The sequence below is a fragment of the Photobacterium sp. Hal280 genome (assembly GCF_037162255.1).
In the GTDB taxonomy this organism is placed as follows: domain Bacteria; phylum Pseudomonadota; class Gammaproteobacteria; order Enterobacterales; family Vibrionaceae; genus Photobacterium.
The window spans coordinates 1996416-2020458 of sequence record NZ_JARLUO010000005.1 but is presented as its reverse complement, the minus strand read 5'-3'; the positions used below and the strand labels follow the sequence as shown (position 1 = coordinate 2020458).

Genomic DNA, 24043 nt, shown 5'->3' with positions numbered 1-24043 from the left:
TGAACGAAAATCGGATCCATAGCGGCAGAAAACAAAAAAGGCTGTCGGTTGACAGCCTTTGGGAGATTGCAGAAGCAGCAGTTTAGGCTTCGTTCTGTGTTGCCATGCGTACGTCTTCTTTCTTCTCGTCAGTGATCAGGCTGTCCACAATCACAGCACAGGCCGCATCACCTGTGATATTGAGTGCGGTCCGGATCATGTCGAAGATACGATCCAGCGCAAACAGCAGCGGCAGACCTTCGATAGGAATACCAGCCGACAGCAGTACAGCCACGACCAGGAATGAAGGTCCAGGTACACCAGCCTGACCCACAGCGCCCAGTGTCGAAGTCACGATGATGGCGACATAGGCACTCATCGACAGGTCGATATTGAACAGTTGAGCAAAGAAAATAGCCACAAGACCATAATAGATAGCGTTACCGCTCATATTGATGGTCGCGCCAAGCGGCAATACGAAAGCCGCCGTGCTGTTTCTTACTTTCAGCTCTTCTTCGCAGGTTTCCATAGTGACTGGCAAAGTCGCCATGGAAGAGGCGGTAGACAGTGCAACCGCCTGAGGCTTCTTCATGGCAGCCAGGAACTTGATTGGCGATGTCTTGCTGAAGCATTTGATCATCAGCGGGTAGAACACGAAGCCGTACACCAGGATGGCAGCGATGTAGACAACAAACAGTTTGAACACCACCATCAGGGCGTCAAAACCAAACGTACCCACAGCATCAGCCATCAGGCCGAACACGCCGATAGGTGCGATCTTCATGACCACGTTGATCATCCAGACCATCGCATCAACGATGGAATTCACACCGTTGATCAGCGGGTCACGGCGTTCCTTTTCCAGTTTGGAAACGGCGAGACCGAAGAACATGCAGAACACCAGAATTTGCAGGATGTTTGCTTCATTCAGGGATTGGAAAATGTTGGTTGGGATCATCCCCAAAATAGTTGCCCAGAACGAAGGCAGGTCACCTTTGTCAGCATAAGTGTTTGCGAACATACCCTGAACGCCGCTCAGGTCGACACCCATGCCAGGCTGGAACACTTCACCCATAAACAGTGCCAGTGCAACGGCAACCGCTGACGTCAGGCCAAAGAAACCCAGAGTAATCAGGCCGATCTTACCTGCTGACTGGCTGCTTCCCAGTCCGGCTGCGCCAGAGATGATCGCTACAGCAACCAGAGGGATTACCAGCATTTTAATCAGGTGGATGAAAATGCTGCCCAGCGGAGCAAACATGCTCGCCGAATGCCCCATCATTGCACCAGCCAATGTACCTAAGCACATGGCAATGACAACCTGTACGCCAATGTTGCTAAGTAGTCCTTGTTGTTTTAGCACCTTGAACACCTTTATTGTGGAAGTTGTTAATTGATGAAAGACTTATGTTTCGTAAATGTTGATTAATTTGAGTCAATATTTTGCGGGTTAAGGTTTTACAGCAGAATAATGCGATAATCAATGCTGTAATGCATTACTTTCTACTTCCGTTACGCTTTCGGGGCGATTTATCTGAAATAGGCGTGCGGGCTTATGCATTACGTTTTTTATGCCTGAGAAGAGAGGGTGTAAAAGGATTGTTAATAAAATAGCCCCGACTTGTCATCAAGCCAGGGCTTTATTCGGGGCGGAGAAAAGCATCAGCCTCGGGTGGCCTGCTTCATGCTGTGGATGAATTGTCCTAATGCGTGGAGTAAAGCATCGGGATTATCTTTGTGCTGCTCAATAATTTTTACGACCGCTGAGCCGGATATCGCACCGGCGGCACCGGCTTGGATCGCGTCAGACACCTGAGCCGGCTCTGAGATACCAAAACCCAGCAGCGCAGGCGGCGCCTCATACTCGGCCAGAGAAGCCAGCAGGTGGTCAATGGGCATACCTGCTTTGGTTTCAGCCCCTGTTACACCGGCGCGTGACAGCAGATAAGTATACCCGCCGCCGTATTCTGCCACGGTTTTCAGGGTGCTGGCTGTGGCATTTGGCGGCGCGATGAAAATCGGATGAATGCCGTATTTCTCAGCGGCCTGACGGAACTCAGCGGATTCATTTACAGGCACATCTGCGACCAGCACTGAGTCGACACCTGCTTCCTGACAACGCCGGTAAAAATGATCGATACCGCCTGCAAACACCAGGTTGGCATACATCAGCAGGCCAATGGGCAGCTCGGGATACTTTGCCCGTACCTGTTTTAACAGCTCAAAACAGGTGTCAGGCGTAGTTCCGGCATCCAGCGCACGAATCGTCGCGCCCTGAATGGTCGGGCCGTCGGCGAGCGGGTCTGAAAACGGAATACCCAGCTCAAGGGCATCGGCCCCGGATTCCACTAAGGTATCAATGATCTGTAAAGAAAGTACCGGACTCGGATCCCCTAAGGTGACAAAAGGAACAAACGCGCCTTCCTGTTTGGCCGCTAAACGGCTGAATAAAGCTTGATAACGGTCCATTACAGGGCTCCCTTTTCATCCAGAATCTTATGTACGGTAAAGATGTCTTTGTCGCCACGGCCAGATAAGTTCACCACCAGGAGTTGTTCTTTTTCTGGTTCATCTTTAATCAGTTTGAGGGCATACGCGAGGGCATGGGCCGATTCAAGGGCTGGAATAATGCCTTCATGGCGGGCCAGCGCCTGAAACGCATCCAGTGCTTCATCGTCGGTTACCGAGCCGTATTCCGCGCGGCCGGTGGCATTGAGATGCGCATGCTGAGGGCCGACAGACGGGAAGTCCAAACCGGCAGAGATAGAGTAAGATTCTTCCACCTGACCATGTTCATCCTGCATCAACGGGGCTTTCATACCGAAGAAAATGCCCAGCTTGCCATGTTTGAGCGGCGCGCCGTGCATGTGGGTATCCAGACCCAAGCCTGCAGGTTCCACGCCAATCAGTTTCACCTCAGTGTCTGCAATAAAATCGGCAAACATACCGATGGCGTTTGAACCGCCGCCAACACAGGCAATCACCGCATCCGGCAGACGGCCTTCTTTATCGAGTATCTGCGCCTTGGTTTCTTCGCCGATAATGCGCTGGAATTCACGGACTATGGTCGGGAATGGGTGCGGACCTGCTGCTGTGCCCAGCAGGTAGTGCGCCTTGTCGTAAGTCGCCGACCAGTCACGCATGGCTTCGTTACAGGCATCTTTCAGGGTGGCTGAACCAGAATGGACCGGAATGACTTCTGCGCCCATCAGTTTCATGCGAAACACGTTCGGGCTCTGGCGCTCGACGTCCTTGGCACCCATGTATATACGGCATTTCAGGCCCAGCAGGGCACAGGCCAATGCGGTCGCCACGCCATGCTGGCCAGCACCGGTTTCGGCGATGATCTCATGTTTTCCCATGCGCTTGGCCAGCAGGGCCTGACCCAGAACCTGATTGGTTTTGTGTGCGCCGCCATGGAGCAGGTCTTCGCGTTTGAGATACAGTTTGGTTTTTGTCCCCTTGGTTAAATTCTGACACAAGGTCAGCGCCGTGGGGCGGCCGGCATAGTCTTTCAGTAAATCAATAAATTCTTTTTCAAAAGCCGGATCTTTTTGCGCATCAATAAAGGCATCTTCCAGCTGGTCCAGGGCCGGAACCAGAATCTGGGGCACAAACTGGCCACCAAATTCACCAAAATACGGGTCGAGTTTACTCATGTGTCTGCTGTCCTATTCTTGTCATCTGTGTCAGTGCGGAAGCCGCAAGCTGTTCGCTAACCTGATTAAGGCTTCACTGCCTTGAATACCGAGAGTAATTTCTGTCTGTCTTTTTTGCCGGGCTCGCTTTCCACGCCTGAGTTAAAATCAAGGCCACGACAGCCTTTGCTGGCGGCGTCTTTAGCATTGTCCGGGTTCAAACCGCCAGCCAGCATAATGCGGCTTTTTTCTTCGCAGTTTTCCAGCAGCGACCAGTCAAATTGCTGACCTGTGCCGCCGCTCTGGTGACCGACCTGAGTATCCAGCAGATGCCGGTCAGCCGGCCAGGCCGTGAGGTCGGGCAGGGCATCAGTGACACCATGGGCTTTCCAGACTTCACAGTCTGCGGGTAATAGCGCTTTCAGCGCTGAAATATAATCAGAGGACTCGCTACCGTGCAACTGAACGGCTGCCAATTTCAGAGCGTTCGCGTGTTTGGCGACCGCGTTGACATCTGCGTTGCGGAATACACCGACGTATTTCAGCGGCGCACCGCTCATCACCAGACGAGCAAGCTCAGCGTCGACGGCTCGTGGTGAGCCTTCGACGAAAATCAGCCCGCCATAAACCGCGCCGCTCTGGTAAGCCGCACAGGCATCATCCGGGTGAGTCAGTCCGCAGACTTTATGCTCGCCCAGCAGCACAGTGCGCACAGCCATTTCCAGATTCTCTTCACTCATCAGTGAACTGCCGATCAGAAAGCCATGGGCGTAGTCTGATAAGTCACGTATTTGCTGGTTGGTATAAATGCCGGATTCTGAAATGACCAGGGTACCTTTCGGCAAACGCGGAGCCAGTTCTTTGGTCCGGTTCAGATCAATGCTGAGATCGCGCAGGTTACGGTTGTTAATCCCGACCACTTTGGCCTGCAGTGCAATGGCACGTTCCAGCTCTTCTTCGTTACTGACTTCGGTCAGCACGCCCAGGTTCAGCGTGTCGGCCAGGGCAGCCAGTTCACGGTATTGCGCGTCGTTCAGGACGGACAGCATCAGCAAAATGGCATCGGCCTGATAATAGCGGGCCAGATAGACCTGATACGGGTCTATCATAAAATCTTTGCACAAGACTGGTTGGGTCACGTGCTGGCGGACTTGCGGCAGAAAATCAAAGTTGCCCTGAAAATACTTTTCATCTGTCAGTACGGAAATCGCATTGGCGTAACGGCTGTAGATCTGAGCAATATGATCCAGATCGAAATCTTCCCGGATCAGCCCTTTCGACGGCGACGCCTTTTTGCATTCAAGAATGAATACCGCGTTTTCGCTTTGCAGGGCCTGATAAAAGTCCCGGTCACTGGGGGTGACATCGGCAATAAAGCTGTCCAGCGGTTGGACTGCCTTACGGGCTTCAACCCAGATTTTCTTATCAGCGACGATTTTGGCGAGTACAGTTTCCATGATTAACCTCGTGCGGCCAGTTGCGCTACCAGCTGGTAGGCTTTGCCGGATTGCATGACTTCCATCGCTTGCTGAGCATTGGCTTTCAAATCTTCCTGACCAAACAGACGAAGCAGCAGCGCGACATTGACGGCCACAGCACTTTGCTGTGCTTCCGTGCCTTTGCCCGTCAGTATGTTGGTGATAATGGCACGGTTTTCTTCCGGTTCGCCTCCTTTAATCGCATCTAACGCGTGGGTTTGCAAGCCAAAATCTTCCGGTGTCACTGTATATTCGCGAATATCGCCATTGATGATCTCTGCAACCAGAGTCGGACCGTGAATGGCCACTTCATCCAGACCGCTGCCGTGGACCACAGCGGCGCGTTTCATCCCCAGCGCAATCATGGTTTCGGCAATCGGGCGAACCAGCGCGGCATCGTACACGCCCATCAGCTCAATGCTGGGACGGGCAGGGTTAATCAGCGGACCGAGCAGGTTAAAGATAGTACGGGTTTTCATGGCCTGACGGGCAGGCATCGCATGGCGAACACCGCTGTGGTACTGAGGCGCGAACAGAAAACAGACCCCTTGTTCATCCAGTGCGGCACGGGCATCTTGTGCTGACATCGCCAGATTAATGCCAAATTTGTCCAGCAGATCTGAAGAGCCCGATTTGCTGGAAACACCTCGGTTACCGTGCTTGGCGATTTTGACGCCGCAGGCGGCGGCGACAAAGGCCGAGGTGGTGGAAATATTAATGGTGTCTGCGCCGTCACCGCCTGTGCCGACAATATCGGCAAAGTCGTAGTCCGGACGCGGGAAGGGCGCGGCGTTTTCCAGCAAGGCCGTGGCGGCGCCGGCAATCTCGTCGGGGGTTTCGCCTTTGATCTTCAGGGCGGTCAGAATCGCAGCCAGCAGAGCCGGCTCGACGTCCCCTTTGATAATGGCATCGAATAATGTGCGGCTTTCGTCTTTGGTCAGCGTTTGCTGCGCGTATAACTTGTCGGTAATCGGATAAATAGCGCTGTTCATCTGGGCATCTCCCTTAGCTTTAAAATTCAGTCACAGTGGCGGATTGGCCCGAGACCCAGTCGAGGGTGTTTGCCAGCAGTTGTGCCCCTTGCGCCGTCAGAATGGATTCCGGATGGAACTGAAATCCGCAGACTTTATCTTTCTCATGGGTGACCGCCATCACCAGGCCATCGACCTCAGCCACGACCCTGAGCGCGTCCGGCACCCGGGTGGCCACCAGCGAGTGGTAACGGGCGATGGTCAGCGGGCTGGATAACTGGCCAAAGACGGCGTGCCGGTTATGGGTCATCTGCGCGGCCTTACCATGGACGATGTCTCCGGCTCCTTCGACTTTGCCGCCGTAGGCTTCAACAATGGCCTGATGACCCAGACAGATACCGATCATGGGGATCTTACCAGCCACCCGCTTGATCAGTGCCGGCATACAGCCCGCCTCAGCCGGCGCGCCCGGACCCGGTGACAAAACCAGCACCGGATTTTGTTTCTCTGCCAGTGCCTGCTCCACCTGCTCTGCGCTCAGGCTGTTGCGAAAAATGGTGACCGGATAACCCATGGCGCGAAACTGGTCGACCAGGTTGTAGGTAAAGGAGTCGAAGTTATCCAGCAGAACGATGTCGATGTGTTTGTTCATGGTCGGCTCCTTATTGCGCACTGTGCGCGTGACGAATGGCGGTGATCACGGCCTGTGCTTTGCTGCGGGTTTCATCTGCTTCGGCCTGGGGCACGGAGTCATACACCACACCGGCACCGGCCTGTACGGTGGCCACACCGTCTTCGACATACGCCGAACGAATGACGATGCAGGTATCCATATCGCCTTGTCCGGTCAGGTACCCGACGGCGCCGCCATAGCTGCCGCGACGTTGCTGTTCAACATCACGGATGAGCTGCATGGCGCGGATTTTCGGTGCGCCGGTCAGGGTGCCCATGTTCATACAGGCCTGATAGGCGTGCAGGGCGTCAAGATCGTCGCGCAGCTGGCCAACTACACGGGATACCAGATGCATCACATGGCTGTAGCGGTCAACTTGCAGCAGATCGGCCACGTAACGGGTACCTGGCTGGCTGATCCGAGCCACATCGTTTCGGGCCAGATCGACCAGCATCATGTGCTCGGCGTTTTCTTTTTTATCGCAGCGCAGTTCAAGCTCGATCCGGCCATCCAGATCCAGATCGATACTGCCATCGGGTTTTTTACCGCGGGGACGGGTCCCGGCAATCGGGTAGATTTCGACCTGATTGCTGTCGGTGCAATATTTCAGTGCGCTCTCTGGCGAGGCGCCGAACAACGTGAAATCGGCATCTTTCAGGTAGAACATGTAAGGGCTTGGGTTGCCAATCTTCAGGGCTTTATAGGCGTTCAGCGGTGACGGGCAGGGCAGCGTGAACTGACGGGACGGCACCACCTGAAACACATCACCCCGGACCACAAATTGCTTTAATTGCTCGACGGTAGCACAGAAGTCGGCATCACTGATGCTGACGCTGGGTTCGCACTGGTCCAGGAACTCGGCCTGTGGCAGGGCTACCGGTTTCAGGCAGATTTCTTTGATCTGTTGCAGCCGGCGGCTCAGTTCGAAATAGCTCGCTGTGTAGTTGTCGCCGCCGAACAAGGTGGCCTGCAGTTTGCCTTTACGGCGCTGGTGGTCGATCACCAGCAGGGTTTCGGCCACGTAAAACAGGTAGTCCGGGCAGCGGTTACCCTGCTCAGCATCAGGCAGCGGCTCGAAGCTGGCGACCAGATCGTAGGCAAACAGACCGCCCAGAAACAGCGCTTCGCGCGACTGTGCGGGCTGGTGGAAAATGTGCTGGATCAGGCGCAGTGCATCAAAGGGGGATGACTGGCGCAGCCGGCTGTCTTCATCCAGCGCACGGCCACTTTCCTTAAATGTCATGATCAGGGTGTCGTTGTCCACGGCCAGGTCAACATCGGCCGGGATCTGATGTTTCACGGCCTGCAGGACGTTCTGACCATTACTGGTTAAGGCTTCCAGGCGGACTTCGCGGCCGCGGCAGACAATGCGCACGGCGGCATCAATCAGCATCAGGCTTTTCAGATCTTGTTTGGAGTCGATTTCTGCCGATTCCAGTAACAGGTTGTGGGGACGGTCGCCGCAGATCGAATAATACAGCTCTGTGGGCTCAGAGACATAAGGCACGTCCAGGTTCAGAACGTCCAGTTCTCCGACAGCTAAAGGCGTTGTTTTCATAGTGTTTTACCTGCAGCTTCGACAAAGGGTTTCAGTTCCTGCATCAGTTGCTGGAACATGGGGCCGGTCAGTGCCTGATGGCCGTCAGACAGGGCTTCGCCCGGGTTGAGATGAGATTCAACGATGATACCGTCAGCACCCACAGCTGCTGCCGCGCGGGATAAAGGAATCACCAGCTCACGGACACCCGTACCGTGGCTCGGGTCAACAACAACGGGCAGGTGGGTTTTCTGCTTCAGGAAGGCAACGGCATTGAGATCCAGTGTATTGCGGGTCGCCGTTTCGAATGTGCGGATACCACGCTCGCACAGGATGATGTTCGGGTTGCCGGCATCATAGATATATTCCGCCGCCAGCAGCAATTCTTCGATAGTGGCAGACAGGCCGCGCTTGAGCAGAACAGGCTTTTTGCTCTCACCCACTGCTTTAAGCAAAGCATAGTTTTGCATGTTACGGGCGCCGATTTGCAGACAGTCGATGTATTCACACAGGGTCTCCACCTGGCTCACTTCCATCACTTCAGACACAGTGGGCATGTTCAGCATCTCGCTGGCTTGTTTGAGCAGTTTCAGCCCTTCAACACCCATGCCCTGAAAATCATAAGGGCTGGTACGCGGTTTGTAAGCGCCGCCCCGCAGTGCCACCGCGCCATGCTGTTTGACCACTTCGGCCACAGACAGCAGTTGTTGCTCTGATTCCACCGAGCAAGGGCCGGCAATCACGGCAAACTGATTGCCGCCCACTGATGCATTGCCGAAGCGCACGACCGTATCGTGTGCCTGCACTTCGCGGCTGACCATTTTGTATTTGGTCAGGATCGGCTTGATATTTTCCACACAAGGATTGGCATCCAGATTCAGTTTCTGCAGCACCCGCTCGTCGCCCAGTGCGCCCAGGACAATGCGTTCCACACCCGGCATATACAGGGGCTTAAGGCCGGCATCTTCAATACGTTTCAGGATATCTTGTGCTTGACTCTCAGTGGCTGTTGGTTTGAGTACGATAATCATGTTGTTGTCCTTGCTCGCCAGATGTGGAATTGATTTTTGATTGTTCAGCGATAAAAAACCCGCGCAGGGCGGGTTCTGGATTCTGTGCAGTCGGCACAGCAAATCTCACAACCCGCTATCGGTTATGCAGCCACCAAGTGAAGAAAGCGCGAAGCGAATGTAGTTTTTGCTGTAACATAAACAGAACCTGAGTAATGAATTGTTCATCGAGTAACTTCGTACTAGTAAACTAGTTCATGAGTATTATGTCAAGACTTTATTTTTATGTTGTTTGATCTTCACAGTCATACCACGGCCTCGGACGGTCGACTTACACCAGCTGAGCTGGTGAAGCGGGCGACCGACTTCCGTGTGGATGTTCTCGCGATCACTGATCACGATACTGTCGCGGGCCTGGAATCTGCCCAGCAGGCAATCGATGCACAAAATCTGGCGTTAAAGCTGGTCAAAGGCATTGAAATATCGACAGTTTGGAATAATTTTGATATTCACATTGTTGGCCTGAACATCGATCCGTCGCATGCTGACATCGTGTCTTTAATCGCGCAGCAGGCAGAGCGCCGGACCGCCCGTGCTGTGTTAATGGGAGAGCGTCTGGCCAAAAGCCAGATCGTCGGCGCGTATGAAGGGGCGAGAGCCCTTGCCGGAGATGCCACCTTAACCCGGGCCCATTTTGCCCGCTGGCTGGTAGATCAAGGGCACGCCAAAACAATGCAGGCCGTGTTCAAGAAATACCTGACCCGGGGCAATACAGGTTATGTGCCGCCGAACTGGTGCAGTATTGCCGAGGCTGTCCTGGCGATTCATGCCGCTGGCGGACAGGCGGTGCTGGCTCACCCGGGCCGCTATGATATGACTGCCAAATGGCTGAAGCGTTTGCTCACCGATTTTGTATCCGCCACCGGCGATGCCATTGAAGTGGCACAGCCGCAGCAGGCCCAGAATGAGCGCCGCACGCTGGCGGAGTATGCGGAACAATTTGGTCTGTTGTCATCCCAGGGGTCGGATTTTCACTACCCGTCACCCTGGACGGAATTGGGACGCAATCTTTGGTTACCCAAAGCGTCAGTGCCTGTCTGGCAGGACTGGGGCATGGAATAAAATGTTGTAAACCTGCGCCCTGAATCAGCGCAGGTCTGGAGGAGTGATGAGTCAAATTTTTTATGTTCACCCGGAAAACCCGCAGGCAAGGCTGATCAGTCAGGCCGTGGCGATTGTTCGTAACGGTGGCGTGATCGTTTATCCAACCGACTCAGGCTATGCGCTGGGCTGTCAGCTGGCCAATAAGCAGGCGCTGGAACGTATCTGTCGGATCCGTAAGCTTGACGAAAAGCATAATTTCACCCTGTTGTGTCGTGATTTATCTGAATTGTCGCTCTATGCCCGCGTTGAAAATGATGCATTCAGATTGTTGCGTAACAATACGCCGGGTGCCTATACCTTCATTTTCAAAGGAACAAAAGAGGTGCCTCGCCGCCTGATGAATCCGAAGCGTAAAACGATTGGGATCCGGGTACCGAACAACGAGATTGCACTGGCATTGCTGGATGCGCTGGGTGAACCGATGATGTCCACCAGTTTGATTCTGCCCGGCAAAGACACAGCGGAATCGGATCCTGAGGACATTCACAATGCGCTCGACCACGCCGTTGATTTGATCATCCATGGCGGGGTTATCGGGGAAGAGCCGACGACTGTGGTGGATTTCAGTAACGACAGCGTCGAGATTGTGCGTTACGGCGCCGGTGATACTAACCCGTTTGAATAAACGCGGCTCAGTCAGAAGAGAAGGGATTCAGGCGATGAAAGAATCGTCTTTTCCCTTCTTTTTATATGGTATCAGGCAGCAGTATTTGGCATAATTCACGGCTGCTTTGAATAGGGTGGACGCCGTTTCAGCACAAGGGTGCAAACGGCGGGTATCTTGTGTTGCTGGTGTACGAAACGCCAGTAACAGAACGATGATTTTTAGAATGTTTCGACGCCTGTGAAGGCGACAAAGGTTTGTCTGATGAGTGAAAAATTACAGAAGGTACTTGCGCGTTCCGGTCAGGGTTCACGACGTGAAGTGGAACTGATGATCCAGGAAGGGCGTGTCAGTATTGATGGCAAAGTGGCCCACTTGGGTGATCGTCTGGATAACCTGGACGTACTTGTGCGTATTGATGGTCACAAAGTCGACCTGGTCAAGCCTTCTGAAGAAGTGTGCCGTGTGCTTGCTTATAACAAACCTGAAGGTGAGCTGTGTACCCGACACGATCCGGAAGGACGCAGAACGGTATTTGACCGCTTGCCACGACTGAGTGAAGGCCGCTGGGTATCCGTCGGTCGTTTGGATGCCAATACATCCGGTTTGCTGCTGTTCACGACCGATGGTGAGCTGGCTAATCGCCTGATGCACCCGAGCCGTAGTGTAGAGCGTGAGTACATGGTGCGTGTATTCGGTGAAGTCACAGAGCAGATGGTGAAAAATCTGGTTCACGGTGTCCAGCTGGAAGACGGCATGGCCCGTTTTGAAGATGTTGTTTACGCCGGTGGCGAAGGCATGAACCATACTTTCTATGTGGTGATTACCGAAGGCCGTAACCGTGAAGTGCGTCGTCTGTGGGATTCTCAGGGTGTGACGGTGAGCCGACTCAAGCGTGTGCGCTATGGCGACATCTTCCTGACCAAAGATTTACCGCGAGGTGGCTGGCTGGAGCTTGAGCTGCAGGAAGTGAACTATCTGCGTGAAATCGTTGAGCTGCCTGAAGAAACGCGTTCGCATCTGACCGTCGAAGGTCTGAAGCGTAAGAAAGGGGTGCGTAAGATCCGTCGTGCCGTTCGTCGTCATGAAGAGCGTGTCAGTGATGACTCACGCGGTCGTCGTCGCGACAATCGTCGCCCTGCGCCTCAAAGCCAGCCTGCTGAAGAGACGGGGCGTTCTGCCGGTAACAAGCGTAAGCCTGCCGGTAACGCAGCGAATCGCAGGAACCCGCTGAAGAACAAACCTGCCAAGCCGCGTACTCGCAAGTAAGCAGTGACGCACAGTAAAAAGCCGACCCGTAAATGGTGGTCGGCTTTTTTATACCTGTTATTTCAGGGCAGAGACGTTCAAGCGCTTATTTAGGCTGAGCATCAATGCATTGCCCGTTGACATCTTTGCTTTCCGGCCCCATCAGGTAAAGATACAGCGGCATAATGTCTGCCGGTGTTTTCAGTGTCTTCGGGTCTTCTCCCGGATAGGCTTTGGCGCGCATGCCTGTCCGTGTACCGCCCGGGTTAATCGCATTGACCCGCACATGGGTGCCACTCAGCTCATCTGCCACCACTTGCATCATGCCTTCAGTCGCAAATTTTGAAATCGCGTATGCTCCCCAAAAAGCCCGGCCATCATGGCCTACGGTGGAGGAGGTGAAAATGATACGGCCGTCTTCGGATTTTTTAATCAAAGGCATAATCGCTTGAGTGAGCAGGAACTGCGCTTTGACATTGACCTGCATCACCTCGTCAAATGTGTCTTCACCCAGTTGGTCAAAAGGACTGAGCACACCAAGCAGGCTTGCGTTATGCAGCACACCGTCAAGGCGACCGAACTGGTCATTGATGGTGTCTGCCATGTCCAGGTAGTTCTGTTTTGACGCGCCTTTCATGTCCAGCGGGATGATTGCCGGCTGCGGATAGCCCAACGCCTCTATTTCATCATATACAGCTTCCAGCTTGGCAACCGTGCGGCCCAGCAGAATGACTGTCGCACCGTGAGCGGCATAGCTGATAGCAGCCTGACGGCCAATACCGTCACCGGCACCGGTCACCAGAATGACACGGTCTTTGAGTGAGTCAGCGGCAGTTTGATAATTCACTTGCTTTCCTTCTTGGTAAGGCATCTCTTTGTGCCGCTATTGTAGGCGCTTCACGCTCAGGGTGACAAGCCAGCAAGATCGATCGGTGATGAAAAACAGCAGGTTGCTAAGACGGTTCACTGCCAGTATGGTGTGCTTGTCGAGTGCCAGGTGCCAGTCAGGCGATAAATCACACTGGAAAGCGCAAAATGTAAACCTGAACCGTCATCAGGCCTAGAGGCTTGATTGGATTGGTATTACAATCAGGTAAAACCAGAACATGAGGAAATACTCTTGGATTTTTTGTTTGATTACGGACTTTTTCTGGCCAAGATCATCACAGTCGTGGTTGCTGTCGTCAGTATTTTGGTGATTGTAAAAAGCGTAGGTGGTCGCCAGGGGACGCGAAAAGGGTCGTTGGAAATTACCGATTTGTCTGAACGCTATAAAGAAACCGTTCATCATTTAGAGTCTCACCTGTTCGATAAGCCTTTGCTTAAAGCAAGAGAAAAGGCGGAAAAGAAAGCCGAGAAAGAAAAAGGCAAGGCCCGTCAAAGTGAAATTAAAGCCGCGGCAAAATCGGGTGAGCTGTCAGAGGCCCGTGAGCCACGACTGTTTGTCCTGGACTTTCACGGTAGTATTGATGCCAAAGAAGTGGCCGGATTACGCGAAGAGATCTCTGCGATTCTGGCCGTGGCGGCTCAGGGCGATGAAGTGCTTCTGCGTCTGGAAACCGGCGGTGGTATGGTGCATGGCTATGGTCTGGCGTCTTCGCAGCTTGATCGCCTGAAACAGGCGGGTATTAAGCTGACCATCGCGGTAGACAAAGTCGCTGCCAGTGGCGGCTATATGATGGCCTGCGTGGCCGATCAGATTATCTCTGCGCCGTTTGCTGTGGTGGGATCAATTGGTGTGATTGCCCAGTTGCCCAATTTCAGTAAGGTATTGAAAAAGAATGATATTGAGTTCGAACAAATCACAGCCGGTGAGTTTAAACGTACCCTGACTATGTTTGGTGAAAACACAGATAAGGCACGTGAAAAATTTCAGAGTGAAATTGAAGCGACCCATGATTTGTTTAAGGATTTTATTGCAGAACATCGTCCGTCTCTGGATCTGGAAACCGTTGCGACCGGAGAGCACTGGTTCGGTAAGCAAGCGATTACGCTTGGTCTGGTCGACAGTATTGGGACCAGTGACGACTTTATTATGAAGGCGTGTAAAGACCGTGAAGTCTTGCAGGTACATTATGTTCAGCGCAAGAAACTGGCGGAACGTCTGGCGGGCGCGGGCAGTGAAGCCGCCGACAGTTTGCTGCTGAAATGGATCAGCCGGGGACAGCGGCCGATTATGTAAATAGCAGAGAGATAACCCGCCAGCAGGCGGGTTATCTCTTTCTGGCAGAAGTAATCACGACAGATGAATGTTTTTATATTTTTGGCATGCCGTCCGCTGTATTAAATAATGTGAGTGAATATTACGCCTTTCAATCGTTTTATTGGTTGTAAAATAATCACACTGAGTCGTTTTGTAGTAAGAAAACGAATATTTCTGTGAGCTGACACAAATAAACAGGGCTGAAAATAGTCAAAGTTCCGTCGAGGTGGTAATGATCTGCGCCCTGTCAGAATACTGACTCAGAGAGATGAAAAGTGGGCGCTGATTGGATAATACAGCGGCACTTAACACAGTGTTTACATATGTAGAAGGGTCGAGCAATTAGCCTGAATTTCTTAAAAACAGGTTGACCTTCTTGTATAGTAGCCCAATATTGTAATAGCGTTGCCGTGCATACACTGTCACTTTTAGCGTGCAACTATATGTTTTTATTTGAAAATTTCGCGAGCACGAGGACGTAATAGAGTCATATGGGTAAATCTCTTGTTATTGTGGAGTCCCCGGCCAAGGCAAAAACGATTAATAAGTACCTTGGTAAGGATTTCATCGTAAAGTCCAGCGTTGGTCATGTTCGAGACCTGTCTACTGGTGGTAGCAGTACGGGTAAAAAAGCGACTGCATCGTCCACGAAAGGTCTGAGCGTTGAAGAGAAAGCACAGATCAAAAAAGAAAAAGAGCTTACAGCGCTGATCAATAAAATGGGTGTCAACCCATATAAAGATTGGGAAGCGCATTATGCTGTGCTGCCCGGAAAAGAAAAAGTCGTCCAGGAATTGCAAAAGCTGGCTGAAAATGCAGATTGTGTCTATCTGGCAACCGATTTGGATCGCGAGGGAGAAGCGATTGCGTGGCACCTTCGTGAGCTCATCGGTGGTGATGAAGAACGCTATAAACGTGTTGTTTTTAATGAAATTACCAAAAATGCGATTCAGCAGGCTTTCGAACATCCGGGTGAACTGAATATTGATGGCGTGAATGCACAACAGGCGCGCCGTTTCCTTGATCGTGTTGTTGGCTTCATGGTTTCCCCGCTGCTGTGGAAAAAAGTTGCCCGGGGCTTGTCTGCCGGTCGTGTTCAGTCGGTCGCGGTCAAGCTGATCGTTGAGCGTGAGCGTGAAATCAAAGCCTTTGTGCCGGAAGAATTCTGGGACATTCACGCCAATACGGTCACCGGCGGCAAAGACGCATTACGCCTGATGGTGGCTCAGCAGGCGGGCAAAGCATTTCGTCCGGTCAATAAAGCGGACACAGATGCAGCGGTTTCTTTGCTGGAAAATGCGGCTTATAAAGTTGCAGAACGTGAAGATAAACCAACCAGCAGCAAACCTTCTGCGCCTTACATCACATCAACGCTGCAACAAGCGGCCAGTACCCGTCTGGGTTACGGTGTAAAACGCACTATGGGCCTGGCCCAGCGTCTGTACGAAGCGGGTTACATCACCTATATGCGTACGGATTCGACCAACTTGTCCAAAGAAGCGGTTGAGGCGGTGCGTGGTTATATTGCCTCCGAATATGGTGAAAATTACCTGCCTGCCAATCCTGTGGTCTACGGCAGCAAGGGCAATGCACAAGAAGCACACGAAGCGATTCGTCCATCCAGTGTGGATACCCAGCCCGCTGATCTGGAAGGCATGGATCAGGATGCCGTCAAGCTGTATGACCTGATCTGGCGCCAGTTCGTGGCTTGTCAGATGACAGCGGCTCAGTATGACTCCAGTACGATTACCGTGCAGGCCGGTGACTTCACGCTGAAAGCAAAAGGCCGGATATTACGTTTTGCTGGTTGGACCAAAGTGCAGCGTCCGTCAGGCAAGAATGAAGATACCACCCTGCCGACCGTTCAGGTGGGTGATGTACTGACACTGGACAATTTAGAGCCCAAGCAGCACTTCACTAAACCGCCTGCGCGCTTCACAGAAGCGGCACTGGTGAAAGAGCTAGAAAAGCGCGGTATTGGCCGTCCTTCGACTTATGCTTCGATCATTTCTACGATTCAGGATCGCGGCTACGTCAAAGTCGATCAACGTCGATTCTATGCGGAAAAAATGGGAGAAATCGTCTCTGACCGTCTGCAAGACAGCTTTTCCGATCTGATGGACTACGATTTCACCGCCCGAATGGAAGGCAATCTGGATAAGATTGCAGAAGGACAGGCAAACTGGAAATCGGTGCTCGACAAATTCTTCAGTGATTTTACTGATGAACTGGTCAAAGCTGAGCAGGATGAAGATGAAGGCGGCATGAAGCCGAACAAAATCGTCCTGACTGATATTGAGTGTCCGACCTGCTCTCGTCCTATGGGGATCCGAACCGCTTCTACCGGCGTGTTCCTGGGATGCTCGGGTTATGCCCTGCCGCCGAAGGAGCGCTGTAAGACCACCATTAACCTGGGGGATGAAGAAGGGGTGGTGAACGTCCTTGAAGAGGATGTGGAAACCGCCGCTTTACGGGCGAAGAAACGTTGTCCTAAGTGCGGCACAGCGATGGATGCCTATCTCATCGATCAGAGCCGTAAACTGCATGTGTGTGGTAATAACCCGGGCTGTGATGGTTTTGAGGTTGAAAAAGGTGAGTTCAAACTGAAAGGCTATGAAGGCCCTGTAGTTGAGTGCGATAAGTGCGGCTCAGACATGGAACTGAAAAATGGTCGTTTCGGCAAATATATGGGCTGTACCAATGAAGCCTGTAAGAACACACGGAAAATTCTGAAAAACGGTGAGGTTGCGCCACCAAAAGAAGATCCGGTGCATTTGCCTGAGCTGCCTTGTACTCAGGATCCGGATGCCTATTTTGTGTTGCGTGATGGCGCATCAGGTCTGTTTCTGGCTGCCAGCACCTTCCCTAAATCCCGCGAGACCCGTGCACCTCTGGTGGAAGAGCTGGTTCGTTTTAAAGACAGACTGTCACCTAAGTTTCATTATCTGACTGAGGCGCCAACGGAAGATCCGGATGGCCTGAAAACCGTGGTTCGCTTTAGCCGCAAGACGAAAGAGAACTATGTCCGTTCAGAAGTCGATGGTAAACCAACCGGTTATACCGCACTCTATGATGGTGGAAAATGGCTGATTACCGATAAGCGTAAGAACGCCAAAAAAGAGAAATAATGAAAAACCGCCGCAAGGCGGTTTTTTTATGCTTCCGTTCTGGGCTTGCGGTTGACCTGAATCACAGCAAACACCACCAGGGTTATCCCAATCAGGTGATAGAGCGTAAATGACTCATCCAGGAGGGTGATCGCGAAGATGGCTGTCATGGCCGGGCCGATGTTGCTGGTCAGGCTGACGGCGGAAGGGGTCAGGCGTGCCATCGCAGCTGCAATCAGATAGGACGGCAAGACAGTGCAGAAAAACCCAAGCGCCACACCCAGCAAAGCCAAATCCAGTGAGATGGTGCTTAGCTTCGCCCCAGACCACTGAAAATGCAGCAAAATCACAATGCCGGCACTGGTCATGCCAAGGCTGGTAAATAAGGGACTGCCGAGCTGGCTGATCACCTGTTTGCTGAGCACCAGGTAAGTGGCAAAAATTATTGCCGACAGCAGGGCGTACAGGCTGCCGAGCCAGATATCATCACCCAGATGCTGAATATCGTGCGCGACAATCAGAGCAATCCCCAGATAACCCAGCAGGATGGAAAGGAATGTCCCCGCTTTGGGCGCTTCTTTTAAAACCAGCATGCTGATCAGAACCACAAAAGACGGATACATAAATAACAGTAACCGCTCAAGTTGTGCAGAAATGCTTTCCAGCGCCAGAATGTCGAACAGCGAAGCAAAGTAATAGCCTAATATTCCAATCAGCATCGCCTGCCAGCCATAGCGGAGGGTCTTTTGTCGCTGTCCGGCATCGCGGAGCAGCCAGCCCAGAATTAACAGATAAAAAGGCAGAGAACTGGCGGCTCTGAGGCTCATGATGGTGACAGCATCACCGCCGAGCTGATAGGCAATTTTAATCAGTACAGGCTTTAATGAGAAAAAGACGGTCCCGATCAGGGCGCAGAGAATGCCTTGTTTGTCAATCGACAGGGTTAAGCTTGGTGCCAGTTCTTTTTGCATGACTCACATCCTTTTGTGTTTGAGAACAGGCTGTGAGACATGGAGACCGGCTGCATGATTCACAGCCGGGCAGGGGAATTGCTACCGACTGAGAGGTATCCAGGTGAGAAGCCAGCGCTGCAGCAAAATGATATTCATGATGGGTACCTTGGTATCGGTGAGTATTTAAGCTACCTAAGTTTACATGGCCACACAAGGGAGCGGAAAAGTTCAGAGGAATATGCCAGTCGTTGCTGTTGATGGCTGAGAATCTGTGGTGAAGCCGTAGCGAATGAGTACTATGGTTACTCCGGGTTTACCCCGGAGCCAGCCAGTATTTGGAGTCTTAAGTATTTGAGTACCTGTAATTGAGCATCAGGGGGTGTACCGGATACGGGTCAGGCTAAGCAGGATCGCAGTGGCGAACTGAATGATACAGCACACTAAGAACAGTCTTTCTGTCCCGAGTGTCGCCACCAGATAACCCGATGCCGCCAGACCGAATGGCATGCCGAGTTTGAAGAGCGAGCCGGTGATACCTGCAACGCGTCCGAGCAGTGTGTCACTGAAGGCTTCCTGCCGGTAACTCCAGATACAGATAGAACTCATCAATCCGATACTGCTGATCAAAAAGAAAGACAGGGCTAACACGGGCGCACTGGGCAGCAGGGCCGGCAGGGCAAATCCAATGGATTCAATAGCAATGGAAAGGATCAGCAGCAAGCCCAGACCGAGACGTTTTCGGATCTTATCGGCGACGAATCCGCCCAGAATACCGCCGATCCCCGATGCGGCAATCAGATAGCTGACTTCCAGGTTGGTCATCATGAGCGTGGCTTTTGCAAAGTATATCGCCTGAACATGAAACACAGCGCCTGTAGTGTTAATGACCACAACGGCGGCGGTGATCAGGCACATGGTCTTGTCAGCACGCAGCGCCTGCCAGCCTTCTTTGAGTGCAGTGAGCACCGGCGGATGCGCAACAGGATCAGCCGGTGTAAATGACATGCGGTGCAATTGCACAAAGGCAATCAGATAAAAAATAATCAGCAGCAGAAACACCTGATGGATCGCCGTCAGCAGTAGCAGTATGCCGGACAGTACGGGCCCGACAGTCTCAAGAAAACTGTACATGGTACTGAAACGTGCGGTGGCCGTATTTTGTAATGCCTGCGGCAGCGCTGTTTTCATCATGCCGAGACGGGCATTGTGGTAGCCGTAATCAAAAGCCATCATCATGAAGGCGGCCGGAAAGAGCGCCCAGAGCGGTTCCGCCAGCCATTCAACGGCGGCATAAGCAACGAGCAGACAAAGACACTGACCTAGCAGCATGGCTTGTGACCAGTGCTTGCGGTTCACACGGTCAACCCAGACCCCGATGAAGAGTGCCAGCAACAGATTCGGTAAATACTCTACTGCGCGCATCCAGCCCATCCACTCGGACGATGCTGTCAGTTCATAAACAAGCAGTGGCAGCGCAAGACTGTAGATTTTGGCACCGAAGGCAGCAAAAAATGCACTGGATAGCAAAATGAGAAATCTGGGCTCCTGCCAAATGCCCGTTGGGTGCTGGGGGACGGTTGTCATCATCAATTCCTTTTCACATCATAGAGATTTGCGATTATCCGTGATAAAAGTGGAAGAAAAAGTGTAATCGACAATATGGAATTTCATCTTTTATGCGCTATTGGCGGGCATTAATTTACTTCAGGGAAGAACTGGCAGTTGGACAGCCCCAGTCGTTATCCCTTGATACTCTGGCAGAGAAACTCGCCTGCACCCGGCGCAATGCTCAGCTTGTGATTAAAAAGCTGGTTGAAGAGGGATGGATAAGCTGGCAACCAGGCGTTGGTCGCGGTAATTTGCCGACGATTTGTCTGAAAAAACCAGTTGATTCGTTGCTCAAACAGCAGGCATTGTCGTTGCTGACACAAGGTCAGGTGGAACGCGCTACGGCTTTAGTGCCCGAGCCACAAAGGCAGGGGCTGCTGGCCGAGTATCTGGCCGGTTATCGTCGTTCCGGCCCCTGTTCAAGGTCGGAGAAACAACCCAGCGATGTGCTGCGAATTCCGTTTTACCGGGGGATCCATGATCTGGATGCTGTACAGCTTTCCCGGCGGACTGAAGTGCATCTCGGCAGCTATCTTTATGCCGGTTTGCTGCAGCGGGATCCGGATTCAGGGGAGATTTGCGGCGACTTAGCCGCACACTGGGCGCGTGCTGGCAATGACTGGCATGTCACACTCAGAAAAGGGCTGATGTTTCATGACGGCTCGCCCCTGGATGCGTTCGCGGTGAAAGCTCACTTTGACCGGTTGCAAGCCTCTGACAGCAGTAACCACCGGCTGTTCGGCTGTCTTGAGGCGGTTGAAGTGCTTGCGCCGCTTCGTCTGAAACTGATCACCAATGCGACCGCTGGCTTCATACCGACCCTGTTAACACAAAAGGCGGCTGGTATCTCGAAGGTGTCTCATGACGGGCAGGTTCTGGGCGCTGGTGCCTTTCGTCTTGATGCGCATACCGAGTGGCTGACCCGACTGAGCGCATTTGAGCAATACCATGGCTACCGGCCCTGGCTCGATGCCGTGGAGATCTGGAACATTGGCGATCAGGCCATGGATTTTGAAGTCAGCAGTGATGTGGTTCATCCCTGGCTGGTGCCGGGACAGACCGCGCCGTTTTCGCAACTGGAAAACTGGGAAAAAGGATGTGCCTACGCGCTGCTGAATGAAAACCGTGCCGGCTGGATGGCGGTGCCGGCACACCGGCAGCGATTATCCGCTTTCATTCGTCAGTTGCCGCTCCCGGCAGCCATGACAGCGGCGGATTACCGGGTTGCAAAAGGAATGCTGCGCTCCGAAGTGCTGTGCCAGAAGGCTGGCAACACACTGGATTTATCCGGTTTACCCGCACCGGAACGGCCCTTGTCTGTGCTGACCTACCAGTTGCGGGATCATATTGCCCTGGCCGAGCAGCTGGTCACTGCTCTCAATACCGCCGGTATGCCGGCGACGTGCACCGTGGAGACATTTCCGGACTTCAACCGGACAGAGCGGCTGGCCCAGGCGGATATCATGATTTCCGGTGAAGTGTTCGGCGAAGATGAAGAACTGAGCTGGATGGAATGGCTGAAAGCGAGTACTGCGTTAGCGGTATGTCTGCAGCCTCAGCAGCAGAGGCGATTGCAGCGTGAACTGGAGAATGTCTTTCTGTTTGAAAGCCTGGCTGAGCGTCTGGAAAAATTTCAGGAGATTGAACAATGGCTGGTGGGTATCGGGGTCTATCGTCCCTTGTGGCAGAACCGCCAGCAGCTCAATATCCGAAGTCATCTCAACGGGATCTCGCTGCTGGCGAATGGCTGGATTGATTTCAGCCGCGTGGTGTTCAGTTCACCATAGCTGAGGCCGGAACGCCGCTGTGGAAGCGGAAATCTTGATCCGGGGTGTTAATCAGTCTGGCTTCCCGCTGACCAATGTGCTGAATTCGGTCACTGATATCCTGGCCGGCAATCTGCTCCGCCAGTTTCAGATAATCCTGGTAATGACGTGCTTCAGAGCGCAGCAATGAGATGTAAAACTTTTTGAGTTCGTCATCAAGATACGGCGCCAGTCTGGCGAAGCGTTCGCAGGAGCGGGCTTCAATGTAAGCGCCCACAATCAGTTTATCGATTAAGGTGGCGGGTTCATGAGTACGCACGGCTTTCATCAGCCCGCGGGCATAGTTGCCGGCACTCAGATTGGAATAAGCGATGCCGCGCTTGTCCATGATTTCCAGCACCTGTTCAAAGTGGTGGAATTCTTCTTTGATCAGGCGAACCATCTTATCAATCAGATCCTGGCCGTAAGGGCAATCTGCCCTGGCTGTCAGTTCAGCACTCAGGCCATTTTTTCTGCCGTGGAAGGCGTCTTTATGGCGTGACCTGCCATAGACGAAATCTTCGTACGGTTTGGCCCAGTCAAGCAGTGCCTGGCCGCTTTTCTCATCCACGGCGTATTTGCGGATCAGGAAAATAGCGGTCTGGCTGGCTTTCAGCTCACAGTTACAGTGATCAACCAGCAAGGCATTGAGGTTTTCCGGTTTGCGCGCTTCCACAAGCCAGCTTTCCGGGGTTTCGCAATGCAGAAACCGGCGGACGGGAAGGAGTAGCTCGTTGATCATGCTCTGAGTGTCTGTCATGGATGGGTCTTATTGCTGAGTTGAACAGGAGAAAGAAAACCGGCGGATTATAACAAAGCTCTTTCTGAGCGACCAGAGAATGACAGAGATTGGCTCATCAGACGAAACTAAGACAAAAATGAATCACTTAGCTTGAAAAAAGAGGGCTGTATCATCGTTATTCCATGTTGGTGTGCTTATACTGAAAAAGTATGTGTCGATGGCTGGTGAAGGAGGTCTGCCGGTTATTGGCATCCAGACACATCAGAAAAGGACTTTATATGCACTTACCCCGGATTGCCCCCTGGCTGCTGGCCGCTGTTACTTTACCTTTGAGTGTGAATGCGCAGGCTGCACAAGCGTGCGGGCATGTCACCATTGCCGACATGAACTGGAATTCCGCGACCTTTATCGCCCATCTGGATCAGTTCATTTTGCAGCAAGGATACGGTTGTGACGCCGAGCTTGTCCCCGGCGACAGCATTCCGACCACAACGTCCATGATTGAAAAAAGTGAGCCCGATATTGCCCCTGAAATGTGGAGCAATACCATGCGCGAAGCACTGGATAAAGGCGTGAAGGAAGGCCGGTTACGCTATGCCGGCGTGACCTTATCTGACGGCGGTGAAGAAGGCTTCTGGGTGCCGGCCTACATGGTGGACAAAGAACCCAGCCTGAAAACCCTGGCCGGGGTGAAAGCCAATGCCCGTTTGTTTCAGCATCCTGAAGATCCGGATAAATCAGCCATGATGGGCTGTCCTGCTGGCTGGACCTGCCAGATCACCTCTGAGCATTTGTTTGACGCGCTCAAATTGGGCGATGCTGGCTTTGAACTGGTGGATCCCGGTTCAGGTGCCGGTCTGGCGGCATCCATCGCCAAAGCTTATGAGCGGCAGGAGCCCTGGTTTGGTTACTACTGGGCGCCCACCGCAGTTCTGGGCAAGTATGAGATGGTGAAAGTAGACTTCGGCACAGGGGTCGATGCTGAGCATTATAAGGCGTGCATTACCCAGGCGGACTGTCTGGACCCCAAACCGACCATGTATCCGCCGTCACCGGTTGATACTGTCGTGACGGAGAGTTTTGCGGCACGAGCGCCTGACGCGCTGGCCTATTTATCGAAACGTTCATTCACCAATCCGCAGATGAACCGCATGCTGGCCTGGATGGAAGAAAACCAGGCCGACGGTGAAATCGCGGCAGAGCACTTCCTTACTGAGAACGAGTCGCTGTGGCGCCAGTGGGTAACGCCTGAAGCGTTACAGCGTATCAGGCAAGCCCTGGCGGCTCGCTGATCCAGTCAGACCCGGTGGTTGCCGGGTCTGT

General features: G+C 52.8%; 19 protein-coding genes. 7 read left to right on the top strand and 12 right to left on the bottom strand.

Translation table 11 applies throughout. The features are described 5' to 3' along the window. Positions 1-82 precede the first annotated feature (82 nt). The 8 genes from P4S53_RS18615 to P4S53_RS18580 form a co-directional block, all read right to left on the bottom strand. Positions 83-1351 carry a dicarboxylate/amino acid:cation symporter gene (locus P4S53_RS18615; protein ID WP_337113858.1) on the bottom strand — a complete coding sequence of 423 codons (1269 nt, stop codon included), beginning with the start codon at positions 1349-1351 and terminating at the stop codon, positions 83-85. A gap of 290 nt (positions 1352-1641) precedes the next feature. Continuing rightward, positions 1642-2448 carry a tryptophan synthase subunit alpha gene (gene trpA / locus P4S53_RS18610; RefSeq protein ID WP_337113857.1) on the bottom strand — a complete coding sequence of 269 codons (807 nt, stop codon included), beginning with the start codon at positions 2446-2448 and terminating at the stop codon, positions 1642-1644. Beyond that, on the bottom strand, positions 2448-3638 hold the full coding sequence (gene trpB, locus P4S53_RS18605) for a tryptophan synthase subunit beta (protein ID WP_337113856.1): 1191 nt from the start codon (positions 3636-3638) through the stop codon (positions 2448-2450). Before trpB ends, trpA begins: the two co-directional genes overlap by 1 nt. 65 nt (positions 3639-3703) lie before the next feature. Further along, a complete protein-coding gene (trpCF, locus tag P4S53_RS18600) occupies positions 3704-5074 on the bottom strand; it encodes a bifunctional indole-3-glycerol-phosphate synthase TrpC/phosphoribosylanthranilate isomerase TrpF (protein ID WP_337113855.1) in 1371 nt (456 codons plus the stop codon). Positions 5075-5076: 2 nt separating this feature from the next. Further along, on the bottom strand, positions 5077-6087 hold the full coding sequence (gene trpD / locus P4S53_RS18595; RefSeq protein ID WP_442958673.1) for an anthranilate phosphoribosyltransferase: 1011 nt from the start codon (positions 6085-6087) through the stop codon (positions 5077-5079). A gap of 19 nt (positions 6088-6106) precedes the next feature. Further along, complete coding sequence (locus tag P4S53_RS18590; RefSeq protein ID WP_337113854.1) at positions 6107-6718, bottom strand: aminodeoxychorismate/anthranilate synthase component II; 612 nt, start codon at positions 6716-6718, stop codon at positions 6107-6109. Between the two features lie 10 nt (positions 6719-6728). Next, positions 6729-8297, bottom strand: a complete 1569-nt coding sequence (locus P4S53_RS18585) for an anthranilate synthase component 1 (protein ID WP_337113853.1) — start codon at positions 8295-8297, stop codon at positions 6729-6731. After that, entirely contained in the window at positions 8294-9307 is a 1014-nt protein-coding gene (locus P4S53_RS18580; protein ID WP_337113852.1) for a bifunctional 3-deoxy-7-phosphoheptulonate synthase/chorismate mutase, read from the bottom strand. The genes P4S53_RS18585 and P4S53_RS18580 overlap by 4 nt, the downstream gene beginning before the upstream one ends. 264 nt (positions 9308-9571) lie before the next feature. Between P4S53_RS18580 and rnm the strand changes: the two genes are divergently transcribed. From rnm to rluB, 3 genes are all read left to right on the top strand, one after another. Continuing rightward, a complete protein-coding gene (gene rnm / locus P4S53_RS18575) occupies positions 9572-10408 on the top strand; it encodes an RNase RNM (protein WP_337113851.1) in 837 nt (278 codons plus the stop codon). Positions 10409-10454: 46 nt separating this feature from the next. Then, on the top strand, positions 10455-11075 hold the full coding sequence (locus P4S53_RS18570; RefSeq protein ID WP_337113850.1) for an L-threonylcarbamoyladenylate synthase: 621 nt from the start codon (positions 10455-10457) through the stop codon (positions 11073-11075). A gap of 243 nt (positions 11076-11318) precedes the next feature. Beyond that, positions 11319-12323 (top strand): 23S rRNA pseudouridine(2605) synthase RluB, encoded by a 1005-nt coding sequence (rluB, locus tag P4S53_RS18565; protein WP_337113849.1) that lies wholly within the window; start codon positions 11319-11321, stop codon positions 12321-12323. 85 nt (positions 12324-12408) lie between these two features. Here the strand turns inward: rluB and P4S53_RS18560 are convergent, their stop codons facing one another. Beyond that, positions 12409-13149: a YciK family oxidoreductase gene (locus P4S53_RS18560; protein WP_337113848.1), complete on the bottom strand. Its 741-nt coding sequence runs from the start codon at positions 13147-13149 to the stop codon at positions 12409-12411. Between the two features lie 273 nt (positions 13150-13422). Between P4S53_RS18560 and sohB the strand changes: the two genes are divergently transcribed. Further along, positions 13423-14484, top strand: a complete 1062-nt coding sequence (gene sohB / locus P4S53_RS18555) for a protease SohB (RefSeq protein WP_337113847.1) — start codon at positions 13423-13425, stop codon at positions 14482-14484. Positions 14485-14996: 512 nt separating this feature from the next. Further along, positions 14997-17633, top strand: coding sequence for a type I DNA topoisomerase (topA, locus tag P4S53_RS18550; protein WP_337113846.1), 2637 nt, complete (start codon positions 14997-14999; stop codon positions 17631-17633). A 26-nt stretch (positions 17634-17659) separates the two neighbouring features. On the opposite strand, the gene P4S53_RS18545 is transcribed toward topA, so the two are convergent. Together P4S53_RS18545 and P4S53_RS18540 are read right to left on the bottom strand one after the other, a co-directional pair. Then, positions 17660-18583 (bottom strand): DMT family transporter, encoded by a 924-nt coding sequence (locus P4S53_RS18545; RefSeq protein ID WP_337113845.1) that lies wholly within the window; start codon positions 18581-18583, stop codon positions 17660-17662. Between the two features lie 354 nt (positions 18584-18937). Next, a complete protein-coding gene (locus tag P4S53_RS18540; protein WP_337113844.1) occupies positions 18938-20149 on the bottom strand; it encodes an MFS transporter in 1212 nt (403 codons plus the stop codon). A gap of 92 nt (positions 20150-20241) precedes the next feature. On the opposite strand from P4S53_RS18540, the gene P4S53_RS18535 reads away from it, so the two are divergent. Next, positions 20242-21960, top strand: coding sequence for an SgrR family transcriptional regulator (locus P4S53_RS18535; protein ID WP_337113843.1), 1719 nt, complete (start codon positions 20242-20244; stop codon positions 21958-21960). Here the strand turns inward: P4S53_RS18535 and miaE are convergent. After that, positions 21947-22738 (bottom strand): tRNA isopentenyl-2-thiomethyl-A-37 hydroxylase MiaE, encoded by a 792-nt coding sequence (miaE, locus tag P4S53_RS18530; protein WP_337113842.1) that lies wholly within the window; start codon positions 22736-22738, stop codon positions 21947-21949. The genes P4S53_RS18535 and miaE overlap by 14 nt on opposite strands. A gap of 260 nt (positions 22739-22998) precedes the next feature. Between miaE and P4S53_RS18525 the strand changes: the two genes are divergently transcribed. Next, positions 22999-24012, top strand: a complete 1014-nt coding sequence (locus P4S53_RS18525) for an ABC transporter substrate-binding protein (RefSeq protein ID WP_337113841.1) — start codon at positions 22999-23001, stop codon at positions 24010-24012. Positions 24013-24043 lie beyond the last annotated feature (31 nt).